We start from the raw sequence: 13,898 nt of genomic DNA, 5'->3' as shown, positions 1-13,898 counted from the left end.
AAGCGATCAGTGCTCTCGAGTACCGCGGTTCGCCCGCGTGAGCAGGGTCGCGACGAGTGCGACCACGGCTCCGGCCCCGGCGACAGCGGCCCAGGGCACTGTCGGCAGCGACGCGGGGGTGTCGATGCGCATGACCACCATGACGGCCACGGTGATCGGCTGGGCGATCGCCTGCACGACGATCAGCCTCACCAGGCTCGGACGGAGGGCGGTCACGATCACGCGGGAGCCGGCCGGGATCACGAGGGAGAGCGACATGAGGACATGGATCACCTGCACCGCGAGCACAGCGATCATCGCGCGCCCGACGTCGGGCTCCGAGATCAGCATCCCGATCACGAGGCATCCGATCGACCCCCAGGCCGCGAAAGTCTGCGGAAGAGCGGCGGCGATGATCGCCAGGACGACTGCCGCCACCTGCCATCCGAGCAACGGGCACAGCATGGCAGCACCCGCGGCGACGGCGACGACGAGCGCGCCCCTCACGACGAGTCCCGGGACGGAATGACCCGTCCGTAGCGTGTCGTTCGCTCTCATCGCCTGGCCCTCGCGATCGCACGCATCGCCGAGGACGGGTCCGAGGCCCACGAGACCACGTCGACTCCGGCGCCGTGGAGATCCGCGAACACGTTCCCCCTCTCTGCGAGCACGGTGCGCAAGCCGATCAGCTGCGCACGGGTGAGCCGAGCACGGTCGAGCGGAGGGAGGACATCGACGGCGACGACTCTGTGGCCGCTGGCCCTCCACATCAGCGCGGTCCGAGCGGCGGCGCCCTCGAAGAAGGTCGACAGCACGAAGACCACCGAGCCGTGCGGCACGGGAGGAGTGCGACGGAAAGTCGCGTCGTCTCTCGCCTGGCCCGTCGCGGCGATGGCCGCCACGACCCGTGCCAGGTGCCTCGAGCCGCCGCCGCTCCTCAACGACCGGCCGCCGTGCACGAGCACGTGAAGTGCGACGCGGTCGCCCTCGCCTATGGCCGAGTCGGCGATGGCTCGCGCAGCCTCCCTCGCGAGGTCGAGGGAGGTCACGCCGCTGCGTTCGCGGTCGCCGCTCCCCCACGAGGCGACGACCTCACCCAGATCCTCAGACGTGTCCATGGCGACCACGACCGACGAGTCGCTGAGCGTATTGGTCCGACGGACCAGCAGATCGCCTGGCCGGCGGGACATCCGCGCCGTCGCCCGCCAGTCCACGCGGCGGAGTTCGTCGCCGGGCGCGAAGGGGTGGATGTCCCGGAAGTCGCCGCCCTGACCCGCCCGGCGCCCCTCGTGCGCGCCGTGCGACCCCGTCAGTCGTCGCGGCAGCGGGAGCGCGTCGAGTGATCGGCGGGGCGGGGCCACCTGACGCGTGATGGCGGCGAGGTCCGACGTCGACGAGAGCGCCGCTCCCTCGAAGGAGAACCCCCTCGCTGCCGCCTGGACCGGGATCGTCGGACCGGAGTGCAGGACCTTGCTCCGCGCAGTGAATGTGAAGCCACCGCCGGGCACGATCACGCGTCTGCTGCGACGCTCCGACTGCACGACCACCACCTCGACGGCATCCGCTTCGCTGACCACCGCGATCGATGTGAGCAGCTCGCCATCGCGCCCGGGCACCGGGTCGATCGCGATCTTCACCACCGCGCCGGATGTGCCCCGCGCGATCGCGAGACCGCTCCAGATGGCCAGAGGAAGCCCCATCGCCACCACGTCGGGTCTTCCCGCGAGAAGGCCGACCGCGGCGAGCAGGGCAGCGCCTCCGATCGCCACGGACAACACAGGACCGCGACGCCCCGCGTCGGGTCCGTCCGTCATCCGAGCACTCCGACGGTCGGCGGAACAGCCACCTGTCCGACGACCGAGCGCACCACATCGGATGCCGACGCGCCCTGGGCCCACGCCTGAGGTGTGAGCGTGAGACGATGCGCCAGCACGGGCACGGCGATCCGCTTGATGTCGTCCGGACGGACGAAGTCGCGGCCATCCAGAGCCGCGAGCGCTCGTCCCAGCAGCAGCAGCCCCAGAGAACCGCGCGGCGACGCACCGACCTCGACGTTGGCCGCGGTCCGGGTGGCGCGTGCGATCTCGACGCAGTAGCGCGAGATGTCCGGGTCGACGTGGATGGCCTCGACGGCCTCCTGCAGGGAGATGAGCTGAGCGGCGTCGATGACCGGAGCGATGTGAGCAGCCTCCTGGCGCCTGCTCACGCGGTTCTCCAGGATGCGGGCCTCGCTCTCCGCCGCCGGATAGCCGACGGACAGCCGCACCATGAACCTGTCGAGCTGTGCCTCGGGCAGTGCGTACGTGCCCTCGTACTCGATCGGATTCGACGTCGCGATCACATGGAACGGCGCGGGCAGCGCGAAGCTGTTGCCCTCGACGGTCACCTGGCGCTCCGCCATCGCCTCGAGCATCGCCGACTGCGTCTTCGGCGTGGTCCTGTTGATCTCGTCGGCGAGCAGCAGTCCGGTGAAGATCGGCCCCGGCCGGAAGACGAAGTCCCCCGAGTCCGGTGCGTAGACGTACGACCCCGTGACATCGCCGGGCAGCATGTCCGGAGTGCACTGCAAGCGCCGGAACGACAGCCCCAGCGCCGAGGCGAGGCTGCGCGCGGCGAGCGTCTTCCCCAGGCCCGGCACATCCTCGAACAGCACGTGACCGCCGGCGAGGATCGAGGCGAGAGCGATCTCGACCGGGTCGTCCATGCCCACGACGACTGTTCGCACGGCGGCCAGGATCCGGGCTCCGGTGGCGGCGATCTCTGCGGGGCTCGTCATGGCATCTCCTTCATCGACGCGGCGGTGAGGGCCGCCCGTGGTCGGGGGTCGGTACGTGCAACCGGGGTGACGGTTCGTCCGGCGAGGTGGGATCCAGTCGATCGATCGCGTCCAGCGCCCTCTCGACGTCGACGATCGTCGTCTCCGGTCCCGTCAGGCGCTCCCAGACTCCCGGGTCGATCAGCCGCGGGAGTCGGTCGCGGTGGGCAGGGTCATCCGGATCCACTCCGTGGCGCATCAGCCGCTGACGCAGGATCACCCCGACACGGCGCGTGATCTGCGCTCCCGCGATGCCGGTGTGTGTGTTCAGTGCCCACGCCATGCGAGAGATCTCGGTAGGTCGTCGATCCGGCTCCACGTCTATGCGCGGCGCGTCGAACCCCGGCTCGAGCGGCATCGCGAGCTGCGCGAGCAGACCGACCGCACCGATCAGGAGACCCCATGCGATCACGAACGGCCAGGTGAAGCCGAAGCCGAGGAGCGCCAGAGCGACGAGGACCGCCGCCCCCGCTGCGACCAGCGTTCTGCGGACAGTCACCGCCACACCTCCTCGATGCGTCGCAGGGCCTCTCTCGCCGAGGCCCGGTCGCCCTCGTCGGCCGACCCGGCTCCGAATCGGACGCTCTCGTAGAGACGCAGCAGCGACGCGGCGTCCCCAGCCACCCCGGGCCGCAGAGTGATGATCCGCACCACGAACTCGCCGGGAGTCTCGGTCGCCGCTCGCTTCACCCCTGCGTCTGCGGCACTCTCTTCGAGGCCGATCCACGCGGCGACGATGGCATCAGACGCTCGGGCGCGCTCGTCTATCTGCATGAGCGCCCCGGCGATCCCGCGCTGCATCACAGCGACGGCGATCTCGGGTTCCGGCGCCGAGGTGAGGTGATCGACCTCGGATGCGACCGCCGCCGCGTCACGACGGCCCAGCGGGCGATCCCGCCACGCTCGCAGCAGGGCTCTCGCGGCGATCACGAGGAGCGCGATGAGCCCCGCAGCGACCAGCGCCATGAGGATCACGGCGAGCGTCTGAACGACCGCGGCGGCGGTGGAGTCGATCTCCATCGGCTCGGGAACCCCGGTGGCACCCGGATCACTGGACGGCAGCGGCTCCGCTGTCCCCCGAGGAATCGGCGCGGCGGGGCGGAACGTCGGCGCGCCCTGGATCGCCGCAGCGATCATGGCCACGACGAAGAGTCCCACGATGAGAGTCGAGAGGACCATGCGATCGACGCTCCGGCGCGCAAGACGCGTCTGGGGTTCGCTCGGCATGCCCACACCCTACGGTGCGGTCACTCCATGGCGGGGCGGCGACCCGCGAATGCCGACAACCCGTCGCGCAGTGTGGCTACCTGCTCGAGATCCATCCCCACGGCGGCCATCACCTGTCGAGGAACGTCGAGAGCGCGATCTCGCAGAGCTCGACCCGTGTCCGTGAGGGTGATGTCGAGACGGCGCTCGTCCTCGACGCTGCGTTGTCTGGCGACCAGCCCATCGGCTTCCAGACGCTTCACCAGGGGAGACGCCGTCGCCGGCTCGAGAGCGAGGTCAGCCGCAAGATCGTTCAAGGGACGCGGAGCACGCTCCCAGAGCGCCAGCATCACGAGATACTGCGGATGCGTGAGCCCGAGCGGCTCGAGGATCGGCCGGTAGATCGCCACGACGTTGCGCGCTGCGGTCACCAGGGCGAAGCAGAGCTGATTGTCGAGTTTGAGCAGGTCGTCCGATGCGGTCACGGCTTCGAATATACATTGACCCTAATAGTTAGTACACTAAGCAACATGGCCAGTTCTGACGATCGACCTCCGCTCCGCACTCGGATTCGCGAGGCCGGAGGACTGTACGCGTGGATCAACTCGAATCTGATCCGCTTCGCGGGCCCCGCCTCCGTCGGCCCTTACGAAAAGACTCCCCCGCCGAGCCCGTCCGAGCGGGCGGAGCGCGCCTGCCCGTTGTGCGGTGCGCCGATGAGCGAGCACGAGATCGACCGTTCAGGTCCGAAGACCCTCGTTCACTGCCCCTGACAGGGGATCTCACCCGTCGGCTGAGACTCGTTCTCGCGCGTCAGCTGAGACTCTCGCTCTCAGTCGTCGCGCTGCGCGTCTTGGCGTGCGACGTCGAGCCACGAGGCGAGATCGTCGTCGTCGACGAGCACGCTCGGCGATACATCGAGCCAGCTGGTGCCCATCGTCCGCGCACCCATGACCGCGACCGCCACCCCGGGGCGGGTGATCAGCGAGTCACCGTGCTCGCCATCGACCCGGACGAGCAGAACCCCGCCCGCGCGCGCTCCGACGAGGATGTGCCCATCGAGGAGGAAGGCGCGCGTGCCGAACATGCGCTTCTCCTCGACGTTCTCATCGAGTGTGAGGAGCGCTCGCACTCGATCGGCGAGCTCCTCGCCCGCTGCATCCATCCTGGTGCCTCCGAGCTTCTCAGGCGTGGCCGGCCTTCTCCATCGCGCGCAGTTCCTTCTTCATGTCCTGCACCTCGTCGCGCAACCGCCCGGCGAGCTCGAACTTGAGCTCGGCGGCAGCCGCGAGCATCTGATCCGAGAGGTCCTGGATCACCGCTTCGAGCTGCTGAGCTCCTTCTGCGGCGATACCAGTGCGCCGCAGGTTCGGCGTCGGCGACTTGCCCTTGCCGGTCGCTCTCCCGCGCCCGGACATCATCTCAGCGGTGTCGGCGCCCTCACGCGCGAGCACCTCGGTGATGTCGGCGATCCGTTTACGCAGCGGCTGGGGGTCGATACCGTTCTCGAGGTTGTACGCGACCTGCTTCTCGCGGCGGCGATCGGTCTCTTCGATCGCCTTCGCCATCGAGTCGGTGATCTTGTCGGCGTACATGTGCACTTCGCCGGAGACGTTTCGCGCCGCGCGACCGATCGTCTGGATGAGCGAGGTGCCTGACCGGAGAAAGCCTTCCTTGTCGGCGTCGAGAATCGCGACGAGGGACACCTCAGGCAGGTCGAGCCCCTCTCGGAGCAGGTTGATTCCCACGAGGACGTCGTACACCCCGGCACGCAGTTCGCTGAGCAGCTCGACCCGTCGCAGAGTGTCCACGTCCGAGTGCAGGTATCGCACGCGTACGCCGTGCTCGCCGAGGAAGTCCGTGAGCTCCTCGGACATCTTCTTCGTGAGTGTCGTGACGAGCACACGCTCGTCGCGTTCGACCCGAAGCCGGATCTCCTCGAGGAGGTCGTCGATCTGCCCCTTCGACGGCTTCACGATGATGTGCGGGTCGACGAGTCCGGTCGGGCGGATGATCTGCTCGACCACGCCGTCGGCGATCCCCATCTCGTACTTGCCCGGTGTCGCAGAGAGATAGACGGTCTGTCCGATTCGGTTCTTGAACTCGTCCCAGCGCAGCGGCCGGTTGTCCATCGCGCTCGGAAGCCGGAAGCCGTGCTCGACGAGCGTGCGCTTGCGAGAGGCGTCGCCCTCGTACATCGCACCGATCTGCGGCACCGTCACGTGCGACTCGTCGATCACGAGCATGAAGTCGTCAGGGAAGAAGTCGAGCAGCGTGTGCGGCGGCTCGCCGGGCTGGCGCCCGTCCATGTGCCGGGAGTAGTTCTCGATGCCCGAGCAGAACCCGAGCTGCTGCAGCATCTCGAGGTCGAACGTGGTGCGCATCCTCAGGCGCTGGGCCTCGAGGAGCTTTCCCTGACGCTCGAACTCCTTGAGCCGCTCTTCGAGCTCGTGCTCGATCGTGCCGATGGAGCGCTGGATCACGTCGGTGCCGGCGACGTAGTGCGAGGCGGGGAAGATCGGCACGGAGTCGAGCTTCTCGATCACCTCTCCGGTGAGCGGATGCAGCGAATAGAGCGCTTCGATCTCATCGCCGAACAGCTCGATGCGGATCGCGTGCTCCTCGTATACGGGGATGATCTCGATGGTGTCTCCCCGCACGCGGAAGTTGCCTCGGGAGAAGTCGACGTCATTCCGGTTGTACTGCATCGAGATGAACTGTCGGATCAGCGCGTCCCGGTCGTAGCGCTCCCCCACCTGGAGCGCGACCATCGCCCGGAGGTACTCCTCCGGCGCACCCAGACCGTAGATGCAGGAGACCGTCGAGACCACGATCACATCCCGACGGCTCAGCAGCGAGTTGGTCGTCGAGTGGCGAAGACGCTCGACCTCGGAGTTGATCGACGAGTCCTTCTCGATGAAGGTGTCCGTCTGCGGGACGTACGCCTCCGGCTGGTAGTAGTCGTAGTAGGAGACGAAGTACTCGACGGCGTTGTTCGGCATCAGCTCGCGGAACTCGTTGGCGAGCTGCGCGGCGAGAGTCTTGTTGTGCGCGAGGACGAGCGTCGGACGCTGCACCTGCTCGACCAGCCAGGCGGTCGTCGCGGACTTTCCGGTACCCGTGGCACCGAGCAGGACGATGTCTGTCTCGCCGGCGTTGATGCGCGACGCGAGCTCGGCGATGGCCTTCGGCTGGTCGCCGGCGGGCGCGTATTCGCTGATGACCTCGAAAGGACGGACGCTGCGCGTGGTTTGCATACCTCCAGCGTATGCCGGGCCACCGACATCGGGGCCACGAGAGCCCCCAGCGGAATCCCTGCCCGTCAGTCAGTCGACCGCGTCCACACGTAGGGAGTGGTGGTCGTGACCGTGACGAGCCCGGCCCGCTCGAGGATCGGCCGCGAGAACTCCGTGGAATCCGAGTGCAGATACACCTTGCCGAGGGCGAGGGCGGATCGCGCCCGCTGGGCCGTCAGAGCCCGATAGACGCCGCGGCCCCGCCACTCGGGCAGCGTCGCACCTCCCCACAGACCGGCGAATCGCGTGCCCGTGACCGGTTCGAGCCGTCCAGCGCTGATCACCTCGTCTCCGGCGACGGCGGTCCACAGCTCCACCGTGTCGTCCTCGCGGATGCGCTGCAGCGTCGTCTCGACCCGCACCCGCCACCGGGGATCGCCGAACACCCTGCCCTGCATCTCCTCCATCGCGAACACCTCGGTCTCCGTTCGCGCGCGCCGAAGCTCGACTCCGGCGGGGAGCGACACCGGCTGGGCGAGCAGCTCCGCCTCGCCGATCATCACCGACTCCGTCTCCTCCGGCACGAAGCCTCGGCTTTCGAGAGTCCCGCCGAGCCCCGGTGCCCGGTCATGCCCGCGCGTCTTCCACTCGATCGAGTCGATGTCGCTCCGCCTCCCGAAGTGCGCGAGCGCGGCATCGACGAGCGCCTCGATGCCGCCCTGATCGACCCCGCCGAGATCGGCGTAGGACACGAACCCGCGCCCGCCCGGAAAGGCGGCGAGACGCAGCGGTCCGTGCGTCGCCACATCGAGGGCATGCACCACTTCCGCATCCGTGCGCAGCTCGTGGTCGTACGCTGCAAGATGCCTCATGCGCATGGTGCTGGTCCTTCGGGTCGGTCGCGCCGACGAGCGGCTGCGCGGCGGTGCCGCCTCGCGATCATATGCGTCCAGTCGGCGACGACCGGAGCGCGCGCGCCGCGAGTGCCGCCGACACCGCGCACATCGTGATGATCGCGCCCACGAACCACGCCCAGTCCGCCCTGCCGAACACGATTCCCAGCGCCCATCCGAACAGGCTCGAGCCCGCGTAGTAGCCGAAGTAGTAGAGCGACGATGCCTGCGCACGACTGTCCGGCGTGGCAGCGGCCGGAGCCCACCCCGACGCAACCGCATGTGCGCCGAAGAAGCCGCCCGTGAAGAGCAGCAGTCCGAGGACCACCGGCAGCGCGGCCTGGCTGAGCATGGCGAGCGCTCCGATGCCCATCATCGCGATCGAGCACAGCAGCACCGGGTACCGACCGAAGCGAGATGCGAGAGCACCGGCGGTCGGTGACGAGACGGTGCCCGCGAGGTAGGCGAGGAAGAGCAGGGTCACCAGCCAGCTCGGAAGAGAGAACGGCGCGTCGATGAGGTGGAATCCGAGGTAGTTGTACACCGCGACGAACGCCCCCATGAGAAGGAAGCCCTGCGCGTAGAGGGCGAGTTGCGGTGCGGAGCGCATCGGCGACACGAGACGCGCGAGCATCCCGCTTGTCGCACCCTGGCGAAGCCGACCGGGCACGAACCCCCGGGCCTTCGGCGTCAGCCAGAGGAAGAGAGCGGCCGCCATCGCGCAGACACCGGCCACGACCCAGATTCCCGCACGCCACCCCCACTGCTCGCCCGCCAATCCGGACACGACGCGACCGAGCAGACCACCCACGGTCGTCCCGGCGATGTAGCTCCCCGCGGCCGCCGCGGCATGCCGCGCACTCACCTCCTCGCTGAGGTACGCGAGCGCTACGGCCGGCACGGCGCCGAGTGCGATGCCCTCGAGCAGGCGCAGCGCCAGCAGCATCTCCATGCCGGTGCTGAGCGGAGCGACCAGACCCAGAACGGTAGCGGCGAGGATGCCGGTCCCCATCGCCGGCACTCGGCCGATGCGATCCGCGACCATCGACCACGGGATCACCGCCGCCGCGAGACCGAGCGTCGCGGCCGATACAGCGAGTGCCGCGGTGGCAGGCGTGATCCCGAGATCGGACGAGAGCTGCGGCAGAACGGCCTGCGGCGAATAGAGCTGGGCGAATGTCGCGATGCCGGCGAAGAAGAGCCCGACGATGAGACGCCGATAGGCAGGGGATCCGGGTGCGTGACCGGTGAAGGTCACGACGAGCGGATCCGCTCCCACAGGGCATCGGTCTGCAGCATCGTCTGCTCCAGGGATCCGGATGTGTCGACGACCTCGTCGGCGATCGCCAGCCGACGCTCGTCCGAGACCTGCGCATCGATCCGCTCCTGCGCAGCCTGTTCCGCCATGCCGCGCAACTCCACGAGCCTCCGTCTGCGCTCCTGGGCAGGCGCATGGGCGACGACGATCAGGTCCCAGGGGTCATCGACGCGCGCCTCGACCAGAAGGGGCACGTCGTACACGACCACACCGTCCGGATCGGCGGCCGCTGCCGCCTCGAATCGTCGCTGCGACTCGGCACGGACGGCCGGATGCACGATCGCGTTCAGCCGCGCCAGCCGCTCCGGATCGCCGAAGACCTTGGCCCCCAGGGCGGCGCGGTCGAGTGCGCCGTCCGCCGAGATGACGTCCGCGCCGAAGGCATCCTCGATCCGAGCCAGAACCTCGGAGCCGGGCGACTGCACGTCACGGACGATCTGATCGGCGTCGACGACCACCGCGCCGAGCTCTGCGAGTCGTCGTGCGATGGTCGACTTGCCCGAGGCGATGCCGCCGGTGAGCGCGATGAGAGGCATCTCGCCAGTCTAAACGGGGCTGAGATCGCGGATCAGCGGGCCAGCAGCTGCCGTCGCGAGCTGATGACGCCGGTGTCGAAACCGGCCAGGTGGAGGCCTCCGTGGAACCGGGCGTGCTCGATCTTGATGCACCGATCCATCACCACGGAGAGCCCCGCGCCCTCGGCGATCGCCGCGGCATCCTCATTCCACGATCCCAGCTGCAGCCACAGGGTCTGTGCCCCGGCTTCGATCGCCTCCTGGGCGACGCCGGGCAGGTCGTCATGGCGGCGGAAGACGTCGACGATGTCCGGAACCACGGGCAGGTCGGACAGCGAGGCGTAGACCGGCTGACCGAGGATCTCCGATTCCCGCGGGTTGACGAGATAGACGTCGTATGCGGTGCTGGAGAGCAGGTACGTCGCGACGAAATACGAGGCGCGCGCGGGATTGTTCGACGCGCCGACGATGGCGACCGACTTCGCGCGTCGCAGTATGCCGAAGCGCTGCTGCTGGCTGGGGCCCTCCCAGGTCCGATCCGGGTGCGCCGGCGCGGATGCGGGCAGGGCGCAGGCCACAGAATCCTGGGCGGTCGGCAGCGCGCAGGCGTCGGCGCCGGTGGTCTCGATTCCGCTCATCGAGTGGCTCCTGTCGCTGTCGTGAGGGCCTGGTCAAGATCCCAGATGATGTCTTCTGCGTCCTCGAGGCCCACCGAGATGCGGATGAGGTCCGGTCGCACGCCCGCCGCGACGAGCTGCGATTCCGTGAGCTGACGGTGGGTCGTCGATGCCGGGTGGATGACGAGCGTGCGCGCGTCCCCGATGTTCGCGAGGTGCGATGCCAGCTGAAGATTCTCGATGAGCGTCTCGCCCGCCGAGCGACCGTCGTCGGCCTTGACCCCGAACGCGAACACCGAACCAGGACCGAGCGGCAGATACTTCGCTGCGCGCTCGTGGTGCGGGTGATGCTCGAGACCCGCCCACGTCACATACTCCACCCGGGGGTCGGAGTCGAGCCATTCGGCCACGATCCGCGCGTTCGCAAGGTGCGCATCGATCCGCTGCGGCAGCGTCTCGACTCCCTGAAGGAGGTTGAACGCCGACTGCGCGCTCAGCGCCGGGCCGATGTCACGCAGCTGCTCGGTGCGGAGCTTGGTGAGGAAGCCGTACTCGCCGAAGTTGTCCCACCACTTGATGCCGCCGTACGACTCGACCGGCTCTGTCATCTGCGGGAAGCGGCCGTTGCCCCAGTCGAAGGTGCCCTTCTCGATGACGACGCCGCCGAGCGTCGTCCCGTGTCCGCCCAGGAACTTGGTGACCGAATGGATGACGATGTCCGCGCCGTGCTCCAGAGGGCGCGCGAGGTACGGGGTGGCGAGCGTGGCGTCCACGACCAGCGGCACACCTGCGGCGTGAGCGACCTCGGCCAGCCCCTCGATGTCGGCGATCTCACCCGAGGGATTGCCGATCATCTCCACGTAGACGACCTTGGTCTCCGGACGGATGGCGGCGGCATAGTCGGCGGGATCGGTCGACGCGACGAATGTCGTCTCCACGCCGAAACGACGCAGGGTCACGTCGAGCTGGGTCACCGTGCCCCCGTACAGCTGCGCCGCGGCGACCACATGGTCGCCCGCTCCGACGAGCGCCGCGAACGTGATGAACTCCGCGCTCATCCCCGAGGCGGTCGCGACCGCGCCGATGCCGCCCTCGAGCGAGGCCAGACGTTCCTCGAGCGCGGCGACGGTGGGGTTGCCGATGCGCGAGTAGATGTTCCCGTACTTCTGGAGGGCGAAGAGGTTGCCGGCGTCCGCCGCGTCGTCGAACACGAACGACGTCGTCTGGTAGATCGGCACGGCCCTGGCGCCGGTCGCTGCGTCGGGAGTCCCGCCGGCATGCAGCGCCCTCGTGCGAAACCCGAAGCGATGTTCTTCCGTCATGATGTCCTCAGTTCAGCGTTCTCGAGCACGGCGGCGATCTCGCCGACGGCCCACGGATTCTGCAGCGATGTCGTGTCTCCCAGCGGAGCTGGGGCTCGTCCCGAGCGACGATCCTGCTCGGCCTCCCACAGCTGGGCGAGAAGTCGGCGCATGATCTTCCCCGAGCGGGTCTTCGGCAGGTCGGCGACCACGACGATGTGCTTCGGCTTGGCGACAGGACCGATGGCAGCCGCCACCTGCGATCGCAGCGCGGCGACCGACACCTCGGATCGTCCGGAGGGAGTCACGAAGGCGACCACCGCCTGGCCTGTGATGGGGTCTGCGACGCCGGCCGTTCCCGCTTCGCCGACCGTCTCGTGCGCCACCAGCGCCGACTCGATCTCGATCGTGGACAGCCGGTGGCCCGACACGTTCACCACGTCATCGAGCCGCCCCAGGATCCAGATGTAGCCGTCGGCGTCTCTCGTCGCACCGTCGCCCGCCACGTAGTAGCTGCCGTGTTCGCCGTGCCCGGCGTAGGCGGACCAATACGCATCGCGGTAGCGCTGAGGGTCGCCCCACACCGTCCTCGCCATACCCGGCCACGGGCGGCGCACCACGAGGGTGCCCGACCGACCGGGAGCGACCTCGTGGCCGTCCGCGTCGACGACCGTCGCATCGATGCCGGGCAGCGGCACGGACGCGGACCCCGGCTTGAGGGTCGTGACTCCGGGCAGCGGCGCGATCATCGCCGCCCCGGTCTCGGATTGCCACCAGGTGTCGATGACCGGCAGCTCATCGCGTCCGAAGTTCCGGCGGAACCAGATCCAGGCCTCCGGATTGATCGCCTCGCCGACGGTCCCGAGCAGACGGAGGGTCGAGAGATCGTGACCCGACGGGAGTTCGGGCCCGAACCAGGTCATGAAGGTGCGGATCAGCGTCGGCGCCGTGTAGTACACCGTCACGCCGTACCGCTCGATGATCTCGAGATGACGTTCGCGATCGGGGGTGTCCGGCGTTCCCTCGTAGATCACCTGGGTCAGCCCGTTGGAGAGAGGCCCGTAGATCTCGTAGGTGTGAGCGGTCACCCACGCGAGATCCGCCGTGCACCAGTGCACGTCGTCGGGCTTCGCGTCGAAGTGCGCCCAGTGTGCCCAGCTCGCATGCGTCAGGTAGCCACCGGAGGTGTGCACGAGGCCCTTGGGCTTTCCGGTGGTCCCCGATGTGTAGATGATGAACAGCGGATGCTCGGAGTCGAACGCCTGCGCGATGTGGTCGGACGAGGCTGTGCCGACCGTGTCGTGCCACCAGACGTCTCTGCCGTCGGTCCACGGCACGTCCTGGCCGGTGCGCCGCAGGACCAGCACATGCTCGAGGTCCGGCAGATCCGCTGCGGCGATGTCGGCCGTCGACTTCACCTCGGTCGCGGTGCCGCGGCGGAACTGCCCGTCGCTCGTGACGAGCAGCTTGGCGCCGGTGTCGATCAGACGGAAGCGCACCGCTTCGGCCGAGAAGCCGCCGAACACCAGTGAGTGCACGGCGCCGATCCGCGCGCATGCGAGCGTGATCACGACCGTCTCGATCAGCACGGGCAGGTAGACGACCACCCGGTCGCCCGGTTCGATGCCGAGCGCGGTCAGCGCGTTCGCCGCCTGCGAGACGCGACGCTGGAGGTCCGCGTACGTGACCGAAGCCCTGTCCCCCGGCTCTCCTTCGAAGTGGAGGGCGATCTTGTCCCCGCGCCCGGCGTCGACATGACGCTCGACGCAGTTGTACGCCACGTTGAGGCGCCCGCCCACGAACCAGCGCGCCGCCGGGACGGCATCGCCCGCAGGCGGATCCCACTCGTGGGCCGTGTGCCAGTGCTCTGCCCAGTCGAGTCGGGACGCGGCCTGCTCCCAGAAGGCCGTGGGATCCGCGGCGGCCCTCGCATACGCCTCATCGGCGACGTTCGCCTGAGCGGCGAACGCAGCAGGGGCCGGGTACGCACGGGTCTCGTGCAGGCGCGCCTCGGTCAT

15 protein-coding genes are annotated in these 13,898 nt (G+C 68.8%); 1 reads left to right on the top strand and 14 read right to left on the bottom strand.

Annotation, left to right across the window (positions count from 1 at the left end):
* Positions 1-6: 6 nt before the first annotated feature.
* The 6 genes from AB0P11_RS04590 to AB0P11_RS04565 are packed head-to-tail and all read right to left on the bottom strand — an operon-like array spanning position 7 to position 4,485.
* Positions 7-537 carry a hypothetical protein gene (locus AB0P11_RS04590; protein WP_363520125.1) on the bottom strand — a complete coding sequence of 177 codons (531 nt, stop codon included), beginning with the start codon at positions 535-537 and terminating at the stop codon, positions 7-9.
* Positions 534-1,793, bottom strand: a complete 1,260-nt coding sequence (locus AB0P11_RS04585; protein ID WP_363520122.1) for a DUF58 domain-containing protein — start codon at positions 1,791-1,793, stop codon at positions 534-536. Before AB0P11_RS04585 ends, AB0P11_RS04590 begins: the two co-directional genes overlap by 4 nt.
* Positions 1,790-2,755 (bottom strand): MoxR family ATPase, encoded by a 966-nt coding sequence (locus tag AB0P11_RS04580; RefSeq protein ID WP_056278936.1) that lies wholly within the window; start codon positions 2,753-2,755, stop codon positions 1,790-1,792. Before AB0P11_RS04580 ends, AB0P11_RS04585 begins: the two co-directional genes overlap by 4 nt.
* Positions 2,756-2,765: 10 nt before the next feature.
* The gene (locus AB0P11_RS04575) at positions 2,766-3,293 is read right to left on the bottom strand and encodes a hypothetical protein (protein ID WP_157538214.1); all 528 of its coding nucleotides are present in this window, start codon (positions 3,291-3,293) and stop codon (positions 2,766-2,768) included.
* On the bottom strand, positions 3,290-4,021 hold the full coding sequence (locus tag AB0P11_RS04570) for a DUF4129 domain-containing protein (RefSeq protein WP_363520118.1): 732 nt from the start codon (positions 4,019-4,021) through the stop codon (positions 3,290-3,292). The genes AB0P11_RS04575 and AB0P11_RS04570 overlap by 4 nt, the downstream gene beginning before the upstream one ends.
* A 20-nt stretch (positions 4,022-4,041) precedes the next feature.
* Complete coding sequence (locus AB0P11_RS04565) at positions 4,042-4,485, bottom strand: MarR family transcriptional regulator (protein ID WP_053096674.1); 444 nt, start codon at positions 4,483-4,485, stop codon at positions 4,042-4,044.
* A 45-nt stretch (positions 4,486-4,530) separates the two neighbouring features.
* Between AB0P11_RS04565 and AB0P11_RS04560 the strand changes: the two genes are divergently transcribed.
* On the top strand, positions 4,531-4,773 hold the full coding sequence (locus AB0P11_RS04560; protein ID WP_053096676.1) for a hypothetical protein: 243 nt from the start codon (positions 4,531-4,533) through the stop codon (positions 4,771-4,773).
* Positions 4,774-4,832: 59 nt separating this feature from the next.
* Here AB0P11_RS04560 and AB0P11_RS04555 read toward each other — a convergent pair whose 3' ends face one another.
* From AB0P11_RS04555 to acs, 8 genes are all read right to left on the bottom strand, one after another.
* A complete protein-coding gene (locus tag AB0P11_RS04555; RefSeq protein WP_230100727.1) occupies positions 4,833-5,165 on the bottom strand; it encodes a TfoX/Sxy family protein in 333 nt (110 codons plus the stop codon).
* Between the two features lie 19 nt (positions 5,166-5,184).
* Positions 5,185-7,257, bottom strand: coding sequence for an excinuclease ABC subunit UvrB (gene uvrB / locus AB0P11_RS04550; protein ID WP_053096678.1), 2,073 nt, complete (start codon positions 7,255-7,257; stop codon positions 5,185-5,187).
* 65 nt (positions 7,258-7,322) lie between these two features.
* The gene (locus AB0P11_RS04545) at positions 7,323-8,108 is read right to left on the bottom strand and encodes a GNAT family N-acetyltransferase (RefSeq protein ID WP_056279123.1); all 786 of its coding nucleotides are present in this window, start codon (positions 8,106-8,108) and stop codon (positions 7,323-7,325) included.
* 67 nt (positions 8,109-8,175) lie between these two features.
* A complete protein-coding gene (locus AB0P11_RS04540; RefSeq protein WP_082586632.1) occupies positions 8,176-9,387 on the bottom strand; it encodes an MFS transporter in 1,212 nt (403 codons plus the stop codon).
* The gene (gene coaE / locus AB0P11_RS04535) at positions 9,384-9,983 is read right to left on the bottom strand and encodes a dephospho-CoA kinase (protein WP_285363340.1); all 600 of its coding nucleotides are present in this window, start codon (positions 9,981-9,983) and stop codon (positions 9,384-9,386) included. Before coaE ends, AB0P11_RS04540 begins: the two co-directional genes overlap by 4 nt.
* A 32-nt stretch (positions 9,984-10,015) precedes the next feature.
* Positions 10,016-10,600, bottom strand: coding sequence for a CoA-binding protein (locus tag AB0P11_RS04530; RefSeq protein WP_285363341.1), 585 nt, complete (start codon positions 10,598-10,600; stop codon positions 10,016-10,018).
* Entirely contained in the window at positions 10,597-11,901 is a 1,305-nt protein-coding gene (locus AB0P11_RS04525) for an O-acetylhomoserine aminocarboxypropyltransferase/cysteine synthase family protein (RefSeq protein WP_056278941.1), read from the bottom strand. Before AB0P11_RS04525 ends, AB0P11_RS04530 begins: the two co-directional genes overlap by 4 nt.
* Complete coding sequence (gene acs, locus AB0P11_RS04520) at positions 11,898-13,898, bottom strand: acetate--CoA ligase (RefSeq protein WP_363520109.1); 2,001 nt, start codon at positions 13,896-13,898, stop codon at positions 11,898-11,900. Before acs ends, AB0P11_RS04525 begins: the two co-directional genes overlap by 4 nt.

This window comes from Microbacterium sp. NPDC079176 (assembly GCF_040686675.1).
GTDB lineage: Bacteria > Actinomycetota > Actinomycetes > Actinomycetales > Microbacteriaceae > Microbacterium.
Note: the sequence above shows the minus strand (reverse complement) of the source record. Positions and strands in the feature narration are given on the sequence as shown.

Coding starts and splice junctions, on each gene's coding strand:
- AB0P11_RS04570 (WP_363520118.1), bottom strand. CDS start 4,021: ATGCCGAGCGAACCCCAGACGCGTCTTGCGCGCCGGAGCGTCGATCGC.
- AB0P11_RS04530 (WP_285363341.1), bottom strand. CDS start 10,600: ATGAGCGGAATCGAGACCACCGGCGCCGACGCCTGCGCGCTGCCGACC.
- AB0P11_RS04590 (WP_363520125.1), bottom strand. CDS start 537: ATGAGAGCGAACGACACGCTACGGACGGGTCATTCCGTCCCGGGACTC.
- AB0P11_RS04580 (WP_056278936.1), bottom strand. CDS start 2,755: ATGACGAGCCCCGCAGAGATCGCCGCCACCGGAGCCCGGATCCTGGCC.
- coaE (WP_285363340.1), bottom strand. CDS start 9,983: ATGCCTCTCATCGCGCTCACCGGCGGCATCGCCTCGGGCAAGTCGACC.
- AB0P11_RS04585 (WP_363520122.1), bottom strand. CDS start 1,793: ATGACGGACGGACCCGACGCGGGGCGTCGCGGTCCTGTGTTGTCCGTG.
- AB0P11_RS04525 (WP_056278941.1), bottom strand. CDS start 11,901: ATGACGGAAGAACATCGCTTCGGGTTTCGCACGAGGGCGCTGCATGCC.
- uvrB (WP_053096678.1), bottom strand. CDS start 7,257: ATGCAAACCACGCGCAGCGTCCGTCCTTTCGAGGTCATCAGCGAATAC.
- AB0P11_RS04555 (WP_230100727.1), bottom strand. CDS start 5,165: ATGGATGCAGCGGGCGAGGAGCTCGCCGATCGAGTGCGAGCGCTCCTC.
- acs (WP_363520109.1), bottom strand. CDS start 13,898: ATGACCGAGGCGCGCCTGCACGAGACCCGTGCGTACCCGGCCCCTGCT.
- AB0P11_RS04545 (WP_056279123.1), bottom strand. CDS start 8,108: ATGAGGCATCTTGCAGCGTACGACCACGAGCTGCGCACGGATGCGGAA.
- AB0P11_RS04560 (WP_053096676.1), top strand. CDS start 4,531: ATGGCCAGTTCTGACGATCGACCTCCGCTCCGCACTCGGATTCGCGAG.